Annotated in this window: 11 protein-coding genes and 1 pseudogene; 9 read left to right on the top strand and 3 right to left on the bottom strand. The window is 68.6% G+C overall.

Going from position 1 to position 11,531, the window contains the following annotated elements; translation table 11 throughout:
* Positions 1-66 precede the first annotated feature (66 nt).
* Positions 67-999, top strand: a complete 933-nt coding sequence (locus RMO97_RS08460) for a hypothetical protein (RefSeq protein WP_310540308.1) — start codon at positions 67-69, stop codon at positions 997-999.
* A gap of 42 nt (positions 1,000-1,041) precedes the next feature.
* On the opposite strand, the gene RMO97_RS08455 is transcribed toward RMO97_RS08460, so the two are convergent.
* Both RMO97_RS08455 and RMO97_RS08450 read right to left on the bottom strand, forming a co-directional pair.
* On the bottom strand, positions 1,042-2,100 hold the full coding sequence (locus tag RMO97_RS08455; protein WP_310540307.1) for a 2OG-Fe(II) oxygenase: 1,059 nt from the start codon (positions 2,098-2,100) through the stop codon (positions 1,042-1,044).
* Positions 2,101-2,341: 241 nt separating this feature from the next.
* Positions 2,342-2,869 carry a superoxide dismutase family protein gene (locus RMO97_RS08450; protein WP_310540306.1) on the bottom strand — a complete coding sequence of 176 codons (528 nt, stop codon included), beginning with the start codon at positions 2,867-2,869 and terminating at the stop codon, positions 2,342-2,344.
* Positions 2,870-2,979: 110 nt separating this feature from the next.
* Between RMO97_RS08450 and gyrA the strand changes: the two genes are divergently transcribed.
* From gyrA to RMO97_RS08420, 6 genes and pseudogenes are all read left to right on the top strand, one after another.
* Positions 2,980-5,757, top strand: coding sequence for a DNA gyrase subunit A (gyrA, locus tag RMO97_RS08445; RefSeq protein WP_310540305.1), 2,778 nt, complete (start codon positions 2,980-2,982; stop codon positions 5,755-5,757).
* Positions 5,758-5,821: 64 nt separating this feature from the next.
* Positions 5,822-6,325: a pantetheine-phosphate adenylyltransferase gene (coaD, locus tag RMO97_RS08440; protein ID WP_310540304.1), complete on the top strand. Its 504-nt coding sequence runs from the start codon at positions 5,822-5,824 to the stop codon at positions 6,323-6,325.
* Between the two features lie 105 nt (positions 6,326-6,430).
* Entirely contained in the window at positions 6,431-7,303 is an 873-nt protein-coding gene (locus RMO97_RS08435; protein WP_310540303.1) for a peptidylprolyl isomerase, read from the top strand.
* Positions 7,303-7,763: pseudogene (locus RMO97_RS08430) on the top strand (peptidylprolyl isomerase). Before RMO97_RS08435 ends, RMO97_RS08430 begins: the two are co-directional and overlap by 1 nt.
* On the top strand, positions 7,760-8,317 hold the full coding sequence (locus RMO97_RS08425; RefSeq protein ID WP_310540302.1) for a phosphohydrolase: 558 nt from the start codon (positions 7,760-7,762) through the stop codon (positions 8,315-8,317). The pseudogene RMO97_RS08430 and the gene RMO97_RS08425 overlap by 4 nt, the downstream one beginning before the upstream one ends.
* Positions 8,318-8,326: 9 nt before the next feature.
* The gene (locus tag RMO97_RS08420) at positions 8,327-8,779 is read left to right on the top strand and encodes a hypothetical protein (protein ID WP_310540301.1); all 453 of its coding nucleotides are present in this window, start codon (positions 8,327-8,329) and stop codon (positions 8,777-8,779) included.
* Here the strand turns inward: RMO97_RS08420 and RMO97_RS08415 are convergent.
* Positions 8,776-9,750, bottom strand: a complete 975-nt coding sequence (locus RMO97_RS08415; RefSeq protein WP_310540300.1) for an endonuclease/exonuclease/phosphatase family protein — start codon at positions 9,748-9,750, stop codon at positions 8,776-8,778. The two genes, RMO97_RS08420 and RMO97_RS08415, sit on opposite strands and share 4 nt — an antisense overlap.
* 63 nt (positions 9,751-9,813) lie before the next feature.
* On the opposite strand from RMO97_RS08415, the gene queA reads away from it, so the two are divergent.
* A complete protein-coding gene (queA, locus tag RMO97_RS08410) occupies positions 9,814-10,884 on the top strand; it encodes a tRNA preQ1(34) S-adenosylmethionine ribosyltransferase-isomerase QueA (protein WP_310540298.1) in 1,071 nt (356 codons plus the stop codon).
* On the top strand, positions 10,881-11,531 hold a 651-nt coding region (locus tag RMO97_RS08405; protein WP_310540297.1), incomplete at its 3' end, for a tRNA guanosine(34) transglycosylase Tgt. The genes queA and RMO97_RS08405, both read left to right, overlap by 4 nt.

The following is an 11,531-nucleotide window of genomic DNA, read 5'->3' as shown; positions in this document are numbered from 1 at the left end:
GCTTCGAACTATAAGAGAGCGGTCGGTTCCCCGGGGGCCGGCCGTTTTTCGTTGGCGAGAGCCCCAATGTCCGCCTTCCAGACCGCCCTTGAAGCCGGCGACCTCGCGGGAATCCGCGCCTGTCCCAAGGCCGATCTGCATCTGCACGCCATCGGCAGCGGCAACCGCGCCTTCCTGCGCGAGCGGACCGGGCGCGACATCGCCCCCGTTGATCGCGTGCTGGTTTCCATGGACGACATGCACGCCTGGACCGGCGAGCATCTGGCCGCGCTGTTCCAGGGTGCGGAGGGCAGGGCGTTGGCCTTCGAGGCGACCTTCGTCCAGGCGGCGCGGGACGGCGTCGCCCGCGTCGAGGTGGGCGCCGACGTCTGGGAGATCACCCATCACGACAACCAGGCCCAGCCGGCCTGGGAGATGCTGCTGGCCGCGCACGCCGCCGGTGCGCCGGACGTGGAGTGGATCCCGCAGATGGCCTTTTCGCGCCATTGCCCGTTTCGGGCGTTAGAGTTCTGGATGACACCGATGCTGGACTTGGGGGTCTTCCGCACCCTGGATCTTTCGGGCGACGAGTTCGCCCAGCCCATCGAGGTCTTCGCCCCCCTCTACCGCCGCGCCAAGGCCGCCGGCCTCAAGCTCAAGGCCCATGTGGGGGAGTGGGGGACCGCCGACGATGTCTGGCGCGCCGTCGAGGTGCTGGAGTTGGACGAGGTTCAGCACGGCATCGCCGCGGCGGACTCCCCCCAGGTGATGCGCGCCCTGGCCGACGCCGGCGTGCGCCTGCACATCTGCCCCACCTCCAACCTCAAGCTCGGCCGCGTGGCCCGAATGGAGGACCACCCGATCCGCGCGCTGGTGGACGCGGGTGTAAAGGTCACCATCAACACCGACGACGTGCTGATCTTCGGCTCCAGCCTGTCGGAGGAATACCTCGCCCTCCACCGGGCCGGAGTGCTGAACGCCGCCAAACTGGACGCGATCCGCCTGGAGGGCCTGAGCTAGGTTTACCCGGCTGGCGCGTCTCAAACAGGAGCTGGAGGCGCGTTAAGCCTCGGCCTCGGCGCTGTCGAAGGTGCCCAGGTTGGCCTCGCGGATCGCGGCGGCCGCGGCGTCGTAGAAGAACGGCAGGAAGGCGTAGCGCTTGCCCTTGGTCACCGCGGTCGCCTCGTGCAGCAGGGAGCAGGAGAACACCACGGCCCCGCCGGTGGGCGGGCGATAGGTCTTGGGGCCGAACTCGGCGAAGGTCAGGTCGCCGCCCTCGAAGTCCTCGGCGTTCAGGTTGATCGAGCAGGCGAACCGCCGGTGAGCGGTGCCCCGCGTGGTGTCGTCGCGGTGCGGTCTGAAATAGCCGCCGTCCTCCGCGTCATAACAGGCCACCATGTAGCGCTCGATGAAGCCGACCCGGAACTGGAAGGCCTTGCGGATCTGCGGCAGCAGGCGGGTCGAGAGGGCCTCGCGGGTTTCCTGGGCCAGGCCCGGGTCGGTGATCATGGTGTCGCGGCGCTTCTTGTAGTCGTCCAGCACACCCACGGTCCTGCCGTCGATTTCGCGCATCACCCCCGACGGCGAGCCGCCGTCGGCTTCGTAATAGGCGATCAGACGTCGGCAGAGGTCGCGATCAAAGATGCGCGGGGCGATCAGCACCGGGGCGTGCAGGGGCGCCCCCGCATGGTCCTGCGGCGCGGGCAGGGCGCCGATCAGGGCGAAGAACTCCTCGGCCTTGTCGATGTCGGCGGTGGCCAGCACGCATTCGGCCGGATCGAGCAGCACCCAGCGGGGCCGGGCCTCACCCTCCGGCGTCAGCGCCTCGAACAGCCTGCTCACCGCGCCGTCGCGGTCCAGGAACCAGCGCAATCCGGTCTGGTCGCGGGCCATGCCGATCGCGGTCTCGTCGCGCAGCACCCCATAGGCCGAGAGCTTCACATCGTCGAACAGGGCCCGATGCGCGCCTATCAGGCCCAGCGCCGCACGCCGGCCTTCCGGGTCGGTGGGAAGGAAGGCCAGCAGCACGTAGCGGCCGCCGAAGGCCGCGGAGGTGTAGCGGGGATTTGTGGTCGTCGCGCAGACGAACCGCGGCGCCAATGCGCCCACGACGATGGACATGCCGCAGGTTGCCGCCGCGAGCGCGGCCTTGCAAGGCCGGTGGGCTGCAGAGCCAAGATCCTCCCCCAGGCCGCAGGCCGATGTGGGGGAGGTGGCGCGGACCCTTGGTCCGTGCCGGAGGGGGATCAACGTCGTTGACCTCTTCTCCTCTAAAGCAAGAGTCAAAGTCCCCCTCAGGCGCTTCGCGCCAGCTCCCCCAGAGGGGGAGCATCTCCCAGCGCAGGCTCCCGCGAGGGGTGGCCTACCCCTTGGGAATAGCTCCACAGGCCACGCGGGCGCCGGCGCCGCCGATCGGCTGGGTGGTGTGGTCGTCGGCGCCGGCGTGGATCACCAGGGCCGAGCCGTCGGCGTCCATCAGGGCTGGCCGGGTTCCCTTGCCGCTGAGCGAGGTGTAGCCGGAGAACAGTTCGGCGGTCCCGGTTCCATCGGCGCCGACATAGAGGTTGGGCAGGTCGCCGGCCTCGTTGCCGTCAGGGTTCAAAAGGCCGTGAACCACGGTGGCTTGGCCGTGCACATGGGCCCCGGCCGACGTGAATCCGGCCGCCGAGCAGTCGCCCTTCTCGTGGAAGTGCAGGCCGTGCCAGCCCGGCGTCAGGCCCTTGGCCTCAACCTTCAGCATCACCCCGTTGGGGGCCTCGGTCAGGGTCAGGGTCCCGGCGGAGCCGCCGGTGGAATTCTTGAGATCGATCCGAAGGTTGGCGGGCGCGGCTGCCGCGATGGCGGCCGTCGCGGCCAGGCTGATGATCAGGCCGGGGAGGGCGAATTTCATACTGTCTCCATAGGCGTTTCCCAGGCTCACGAAGGTTGGCCACGGGGGTCCTGGGATGTTAACAACTGAACTCTGATTTCCAGTCCGATTCCAACGGCGAAAAATTCCCCTTGAGCGACGACAGCACCATCCCCCCGGACGACGGCCGGCGCGGGGGCATCGCCCCTATCGCCATCGAAGACGAACTTAAGAAGTCCTACCTCGACTACGCCATGAGCGTCATCGTCAGCCGCGCGCTGCCCGATGTGCGCGACGGCCTGAAACCGGTGCACCGCCGCATCCTGTTCTCCATGAGCGAGCAGGGGCACACGCCCGACCGCTCCTATGTGAAATCGGCCCGCGTTGTCGGTGACGTGATGGGCAAGTATCACCCGCACGGCGACCTCGCGATCTATGACACCCTGGTCCGCCTGGCCCAGCCGTTCTCCATGAGCCAGCTGCTGATCGACGGTCAGGGCAACTTCGGCTCGGTGGATAACGATCCTCCGGCGGCCATGCGCTACACCGAGTGCCGCCTGACCAAGGCGGCCATGTCCATCCTGGCTGACCTGGACAAGGACACCGTCGACTTCAAGGACAACTATGACGGCTCAGAGCACGAGCCCACCGTCCTGCCGTCGCGCATCCCCAACCTGCTGGTCAACGGCGGCGGCGGTATCGCCGTCGGCATGGCCACCAACATCCCGCCCCACAACCTGGGTGAGATCGTCGACGCCTGCCTGGCCTATGTGGACAATCCCGAGATTGGGCTGGACGCGCTGCTGGACATCGTTCCAGGCCCCGACTTCCCCACCGGCGGCGAGATCATCGGCCGCACCGGCGCCCGCACCGCCCTGATGACCGGCCGCGGCTCGGTGATCATGCGCGGCAAGGCGGCCATCGAAGAGGTCCGCAAGGACCGCGAAGCCATCATCATCACCGCCATCCCCTATCAGGTGAACAAGGCCGGCCTGGTGGAGCGGATCGCCGAACTGGTGCGCGAAAAGCGCATCGAGGGCATCGCCGACCTGCGCGACGAGAGCGATCGCCAGGGCATGCGCGTCGTCGTCGAGCTGAAGCGTGACGCCTCGGCCGACGTGGTGCTGAACCAGCTCTACCGCTTCACCCCGCTGCAGAGCTCCTTCGGCGTGAACATGCTGGCCCTGAACCGCGGCCGTCCGCAGCAGATGGGCCTGCGCGAGATGATCGTGGCCTTCATCGACTTCCGCGAGGAAGTCGTCGTCCGCCGTGAGAAGTTCGAGCTCTCCAAGGCCCGCGACCGCGGCCACGTCTTGGTGGGTTTGGCCATCGCCGTGGCCAATATCGACGAGTTCATCCACATCATCCGCTCGTCCAAGGACCCGGCCGAGGCCCGCGAGCGCATCGTCGCCAAGGGCTGGCCCACGGGCGACATGATGCCCCTGGTGGACCTGATCGCCGACCCGCGCACGGTGCTGGTGGAGGGCGGCCTGATCCGCCTGACCGAGGAACAGGCCCGCGCCATTCTGGCCCTGACCCTGTCGCGTCTCACCGGCCTGGGCCGTGACGAGATTTTCGGCGAGGCTGAGAGCCTGGCCGGCGCCATCCAGGGCCATCTGTCCCTGCTGTCGTCGCGCGACAACATCATGGCCGTGGTCCGCCAGGAGCTGGTGGAGGTTCGCGCCGCCTTCGCCGTGCCGCGCCGCACCGAGATCGTCGACGGCGACGCCGACGTCGAGGACGAGGACCTGATCGCGCGTGAGGACATGGTCATCACCGTGACCCACGGCGGCTATGTGAAGCGCACCCCGCTGGTGACCTACCGGACCCAGCATCGCGGCGGCAAGGGCCGCTCGGGCATGTCCACCAAGGACGAGGATGCGGTGACCCGCGTCTTCTCGGCCAACACCCACACCCCGATGCTGTTCTTCTCCTCGGGCGGCAAGGTCTACCAGCTCAAGGTCTGGCGCCTGCCGGTGGGGACGCCCACCTCGCGCGGCAAGGCCTTCGTGAACCTGCTGCCCATCGAGCCGGGCGAGAGCATCACCTCGATCCTGCCCCTGCCCGAGGACGTGGCGACCTGGGATCAGTACGACGTCATGTTCTCCACCCGCTCCGGCGGCGTGCGGCGCAACAAGCTGTCGGACTTCATCGGCATCAAGCGCAACGGCAAGATCGCCATGAAGCTGGACGAGGGCGACCAGATCATCGGCGTCGGCGTCTGCAACGCCCAGGCCAACGATATCCTGCTCACCACCGCGCTGGGCCGCTGCATCCGCTTCGCCACCGAGGAGGTCCGGGTCTTCGCCGGCCGCGAATCCACCGGCGTGCGCGGCATCCGCCTGGCCGAGGGCGACAGCGTCATCTCCATGGCCGTGCTGCGCTCGGTCACCGCCACGCCCGCCGAACGCGCCGCCTATGTGAAGCACGCCAACGCCATGCGCCGCGCCATCAGCGGCGAGGGCGAGGACATCGAGGATGTCGCGGCGCCCGACGACGAGGAAGAGGCCGGCGACGAGGCCCTGTCTCCGGACCGCATCGCGGCCCTGGGCGCGGCCGAGGAGTTCATCCTCACCGTCTCCACCGAGGGCTACGGCAAGCGGACCTCGGCCTACGAGTTCCGCCGCACCGGCCGGGGCGGCCAGGGCCTGCTGGCCCAGGACCTCACCAAGAAGGGCAAGGGCGGACGTCTGGCCGCCTCCTTCCCGGTGGAGGAGTTCGACGAGATCCTGCTGGTCACCGACCAGGGCCAGCTGATCCGCACGCCGGTGGGCCAGGTCCGCGTCATCAGCCGCAACACCTCAGGCGTCACCATCTTCCGCACCGCCCAGGACGAGCACGTCGTCTCTGTCGAACGCCTGGCTGACCAGGGCGGCGGGGAGGGCGACGAGCCGGAAGTCGAGGCTCAAGCGGGGCCGGACGAAACTTAGGGCTTGCCTTCAACCGCCTGCCCGGCCAAAGCCGAAGGCAAGAATGGTTGGGGGATACAGGCGAATGGCCACCCGCGTCGGGATCTATCCGGGGACGTTCGACCCGATTCACAACGGCCATACCGACATCATCGGCCGCGCCGTGAAGCTGGTGGACAAGCTGGTGATCGGGGTGGCGATCAACGCCGGCAAGGGGCCGCTGTTCACCCTGGAAGAGCGCGTGGCCATCCTGCGCGAACTGGCCGCCGGCCTGCCCAAGGACATCGAGATCGTGGTCCAGCCCTATGAGGGCCTGCTGATCCATTTCGCCAAGGAAGTCGGGGCCAGCGTCATTGTCCGCGGCCTGCGCGCGGTGGCCGACTTCGAATACGAATTCCAGATGACCGCCATGAACCAGCAGCTCGACCGCGATATCGAGACCGTGTTCCTGATGGCAGACCCCCGCCACCAGGCGGTGTCCTCCAAGCTGGTCAAGGAAATCGCCATCCTCGGCGGCGAGGTGAGCAAGTTCGTCAGCCCCGGCGTCCGTGAAGCCCTGCTGGCCAAGGTGGCCGCCGGCGCGAACTAGTTCGGCTTCCGAACTATCTCCAACCCCGGTGAACCACTGCAGGCGGCGCCCAAACCTGCCCGCGCGGGGTGGCGATCTCAGCCGCGCCCAGCTAGGAGTGGGATCATGATCCGCTCCCTCCTGATCTCCACTGCGGTGCTGGCCATCGCCGGCTCCGCCCTCGCCGCACCCAAGGCCAAGACCCCGGCTTCCCCCGCCGCGCCCCCGGCGCCCGGCGCGCCGACCGCCGCCGACTGGCGCACGCCCGATCCCGACAACATCCTGGTCATCGACACCACCAAGGGCCGCATCCTTGTGGAGCTGTCGCCCCAGGTCGCGCCGGCCCACGTGGTCCGGGTCAAGGAGCTGACCCGCACGGGCCTCTATGACGGCCGCCTGTTCTTCCGGGTGATCGACGCCTTCATGGCCCAGACCGGTGACCCCCAGGACACCGGCCAGGGCAATTCCGACAAGCCTGACCTGGAGGCCGAGTTCACCTTCCGCCGGGGTCCCGAGACCCCCTTCATCCAGGTCGCCGACCAGACCGTGGCCGAGATCGGCTTCGTGGGCTCCCTGCCGGTCATGACCCAGAGCTCGATGCTCATGCCCATGACCCGGGACGGCAAGATCTCCGGCTGGGGTCTCTATTGCCCGGGCGTCGCCGGCATGGCCCGAGGCGAGGCCGAGGCCAGCGCCAACAGCCAGTTCTTCCTGATGCGCCAGGCCTATCCGTCCCTGGAAAAGCGCTACACCGCCTTCGGCCGGGTGATCTCCGGGCTTGAGGCGGTGCGGGCCATCAAGGTCGGCGAACCGGTGGTGGATCCCGATAAGATGTTGAAGGTCCGCGTGATGGCGGATATCCCGGCCGCCGAACGCCCGAAGGTTCGGGTGATCGATCCGGCCGGTCCCTGGTTCAAGGCCGAGATCGCCAATGTGCGCGGCGCCATGGGCGCCGATTTCACGGCCTGCGCAATTCGAATTCCCTCAGAGGTGAAGTAATGGACGCCGAAAATACCCTGATCATGACGCTGGAAAGCGGCCCGGTGACGATCAAGCTTCGCCCCGACCTGGCGCCCGGCCACGTCGAGCGGATCAAGGAACTGGCCCGCGAGGGCTTCTATGACGGCGTGGTCTTCCACCGCGTGATCCCGGGCTTCATGGCCCAGGGCGGCGACCCCACCGGCACCGGTTCGGGCGGCTCGAAGAAGCCCAACCTGACCGCCGAGTTCTCCAAGGAGCCGCACATCCGCGGCGTCTGCTCCATGGCCCGCACCAACCAGCCGAACACCGCCAACAGCCAGTTCTTCATCTGCTTCGACGACGCCAAGTTCCTGGACGGCCAGTACACCGTCTGGGCGAAGTCACCGAGGGCATGGACCTGGTGGACGGCCTGCCCAAGGGCGAGCCGCCGCGCGCGCCCGGCAAGATCGTCTCCATGAAGGTCGCAGCCGACGCGTGACGCCTGAGCTTGAAGCCGCCTATGCCGAACCGCACAGGCGCTATCATACCGCGACCCACATCGAGCAGTGCCTGGCGCTGCTCGATCAGGTTCCCGAGCTGATGGACTCCGAGCGCGACGTGCTGACCTACGCCATCTGGTGGCACGACGCGGTCTATGACCCCACCGCCTCGGACAACGAGGCCAGGAGCGCGGAGATGGCCAAGCGCGATCTCCGCGACCTCGACGTCTCCCTGCACGCCCGCGAGGAGGTGGCCCGCCTGATCCGCCTCACCGCCGGTCACCAGGTGGAGGAAGAGGACCGGCTGGGGGAGATTCTGGTCTCCATCGACCTTGCCATCCTGGCGGCCGCGCCCCTCGACTACGACGCCTATTGCCGCCAGATCCGCGAGGAATACGCCCATGTTCCGGAGGACGCCTGGCGCGTCGGCCGGGCCAAGGTGATGCAACACTTCCTGGACGCGCCGGTTATCTACCCCGACCCGGCGTTCCGCGCCCTCTTCGAGGACGTGGCGCGGGCCAATATCGCCCGGGAGATCGCCTCCCTAGCCTAGGATTCCGGGATGGCCGCCAAGCTGAAGGTCTTCGTCACCTCCGACGGCCTGGCCGACTATGTGGTGGCGGCCTCGTCTCGCCCCAAGGCGCTGGCCGCGTGGGAAGCCCACCAGGATCTGTTCGCCAGCGGCGCCGCCCACGAGACCGACGATCCCGAGCTCATGAAGGCCGCGCTCGCGCAGCCGGGCGAGGTGCTGCGCCGTCCCGCCAAGAGCCACCTCCTGCCAGCCGCCTTGCCCAAGGTGGTCAAGCCGAAGGGCTCCTCCAAGGCGGCGCTGCGCAAGGTCGAGGAGGCCGAGCAGCGGCTGGCGCAGGTCGAAGCCACGCAGAGTGAGACCGCCGCCGCCATCGCGGCCGAGCGCGAGGCTTTGGACGCCCGAGAGGCCGAGGCGAGCGAGGCCTATGAAATCGACCGCCGCGAGGCCGAGCGCGCCCTGGCCAAGGCCCGCCGAAACCTCTAGGGCGTTCGCGCCAGGGTGACGATCACCGGAAAATGGTCAGACTCCAGGGCTGGCCCGCGCTTGACGCTGACCGTCCGCCATTGCTTGCCCGCATAGACATGGTCGATGGGCAGGAAAGGGAGGGGGACCTTGATGCGTCGATCCGATACTTCTCCCGCCGGCCAGGAGAACAGCGCCCTGGTCCGGCGCTCCAGGCCAAACAACTGGTCTTCCCGCCGCCGCGAGAAGGACCATGGCGTGGAGTTGAAGTCGCCGGCCAGGATCATCGCGTCCTTCGGATAGTGATCCAGCACCCAGGCTAGGCGCCGCCCCTGCTGCTGCTGCAGCGAGCCCTGGGTCGGCCAGGTGTAGTGGATGCCCAGGACGGTGAATTGGCCCCCGGCGTTGCGGTAGGTTGCCTGCGCAATGGGAGGGCGCGGCAGGCCCGCGGGAGATGCCGGCGCCCCGCTGTCAAGCGGCTTGAGCTTGCTGAAGATCATCACCTGGCACTCGCCGCACACCACGTGATAGGCGCGCCGCCGCAGGATGGCGTCTCGCACCACCGGCGAGGCCTCCTCGATCACCACGATGTCGGCGTCCTGATCCACGATCCACTGGGCGGTTTCCGCGAGGTCGGCGTTGCGACCCCAGACATTGAACTGGACCAGCTTGAGCTGGTCGGGCGCGTTGGCCGGCGCGCGGGGGCTCATCGGCCGGGTCAGTTCGGGCAGGATCAGGCCGCCCGCCGCGAGCACGCCTACGCCGCCCACCGTCAGAAATACGGTCCTCAGGGTCTTGGGCGCCAGTAGCAGGGCGTAGCCTACCACCACCAGGGCGCCGGCCAGCCAGAAGGGCGCGAAATGGGTCAGGATGTCGGCTCGCGCCGAGACGCGCCCCCCGTGCGCCACCAGGGCGGCGACGGCGCAGACCAGCCCCTCGCCGAACATCAGCATGGCCAGCAGGCGGGAAATGACGATTCGGAGCAGACCCATGCCGGCCTCTAACATGGTCTGACGCTTGACGCGTGACGGCGCGCGTGGCCTTCACGCCTCGCCATGCAACTTGCCGACTTCGACTTCAACCTGCCCGAGGCCAACATCGCCCTGCGGCCTGTCAGCCCCCGGGATTCCGCCCGCCTGCTGCGGGTCGCGCCGCTGGCGGACCTCGCGGTTTCGGACCTGCCCGACCAGCTCCGCGCCGGCGACGTCCTGGTGCTCAACGACACCCGGGTGATCAACGCCCGCCTGAAGGGCACCCGGTACCGGGGCGAGAACCTGCAGGCCTGCGAGGCGACCCTGCACCGTCGCCTGTCCCCCAGCCGCTGGACCGCTTTCATGCGGCCCGGCAAGCGTCTGGCGGTGGGCGACCGCGTGGCCTTCGGAGAGATCCAGGATCGCGCCTGCCTGCTGGGCCAGCTCGACGCCACCATCACCGAGAAGGGGGAGGGCGGCGAACTGACCCTGTCCTTCGACCTGATGGGCCCGGACCTCGACGCCGCCATCGCCGAGCGCGGCGCCATGCCCCTCCCGCCCTATATCGCCGCCAAGCGGGCCCAGGACGCCCAGGACCGCGCCGACTACCAGACCGTCTATGCCCGCGACGATGGCTCGGTGGCCGCGCCGACGGCCGGTCTGCACTTCACCCCCGACCTGATGGCGCGCCTGCGGGCCAAGGGCGTCGCCATCGAGTTCGTCACCCTGCACGTCGGGGCCGGCACCTTCCTGCCGGTGAAGACCGACGACCTCGCCGATCACAGGATGCATGCCGAGTACGGTGAGGTGAGCGCGGAGACCGCGACCCGCCTCAACGCCGCGCGCGCCGCCGGCGGCCGCATCGTCTGCGTGGGCACCACCTCCCTGCGCCTGCTGGAGAGCGCCACCGGCGAGGATGGCGTGGTGCGCCCCTTCGCCGCCGAGACCGCCATCTTCATCACCCCGGGCTACCGCTTCCGCGCCGTGGACGGCCTGATGACCAATCTCCACCTGCCCAGGTCGACCCTGTTCATGCTGGTCTGCGCCTTCGCCGGGTACGACACGATGCATGCCGCCTACGCCCACGCCATCGCCACGGGCTACCGGTTCTATTCCTACGGCGATGCGAGCCTGCTCTGGAGGGCGAACCCTTGAGCGCCTTCCCCTTCGAGATCACTGCCAACGAGGGCAAGGCCCGCACCGGGGTGTTGAAGACCGCCCGCGGCGACATCCGCACGCCCGCCTTCATGCCGGTGGGTACGGCGGCCACCGTCAAGGCGCTGACCGTCGACCAGGTGGCGTCGACCGGCGCCGACATCATCCTGGGCAACACCTACCACCTGATGCTGCGGCCGGGCGCCGAGCGGGTGGCCCGCCTTGGCGGCCTGCACAACTTCATGCGCTGGGACAAACCGATCCTCACCGACTCGGGCGGCTTCCAGGTCATGAGCCTGTCGAAGATCGCCAAGGTCACCGAACAGTCGGTGGCCTTCCAGAGCCACATCGACGGCTCCAAGCACATCCTCACGCCGGAACGCTCCATCGAAATCCAGGCCGATCTGCTGGGCTCCGACATCGTCATGCAGCTGGATGAGTGCGTCGCCTGGCCGGCCGAGGAGAACCGGGCGCGGGAGGCCATGCTGCTGTCGGCCCGTTGGGGCCAGCGCTCCAAGGCCGCCTTCGGCGAGCGTGACCGCCAGGCCCTATTCGGCATCCAGCAGGGCTCAACCTTCGAGCACCTGCGCAAGGAGTCCGCCGAGCGGCTTATCGAGACCGGCTTCGACGGCTACGCCCTGGGCGGC

The sequence above is a fragment of the Phenylobacterium sp. genome (assembly GCF_031425575.1).
Taxonomy (GTDB): Bacteria; Pseudomonadota; Alphaproteobacteria; order Caulobacterales; family Caulobacteraceae; genus Phenylobacterium.
This window is presented reverse-complemented; position numbering and strand designations above follow the sequence as displayed.

Coding starts and splice junctions, on each gene's coding strand:
- RMO97_RS08460 (WP_310540308.1), top strand. CDS start 67: ATGTCCGCCTTCCAGACCGCCCTTGAAGCCGGCGACCTCGCGGGAATC.
- RMO97_RS08455 (WP_310540307.1), bottom strand. CDS start 2,100: ATGTCCATCGTCGTGGGCGCATTGGCGCCGCGGTTCGTCTGCGCGACG.
- RMO97_RS08450 (WP_310540306.1), bottom strand. CDS start 2,869: ATGAAATTCGCCCTCCCCGGCCTGATCATCAGCCTGGCCGCGACGGCC.
- coaD (WP_310540304.1), top strand. CDS start 5,822: ATGGCCACCCGCGTCGGGATCTATCCGGGGACGTTCGACCCGATTCAC.
- RMO97_RS08435 (WP_310540303.1), top strand. CDS start 6,431: ATGATCCGCTCCCTCCTGATCTCCACTGCGGTGCTGGCCATCGCCGGC.
- RMO97_RS08420 (WP_310540301.1), top strand. CDS start 8,327: ATGGCCGCCAAGCTGAAGGTCTTCGTCACCTCCGACGGCCTGGCCGAC.
- RMO97_RS08415 (WP_310540300.1), bottom strand. CDS start 9,750: ATGGGTCTGCTCCGAATCGTCATTTCCCGCCTGCTGGCCATGCTGATG.
- queA (WP_310540298.1), top strand. CDS start 9,814: ATGCAACTTGCCGACTTCGACTTCAACCTGCCCGAGGCCAACATCGCC.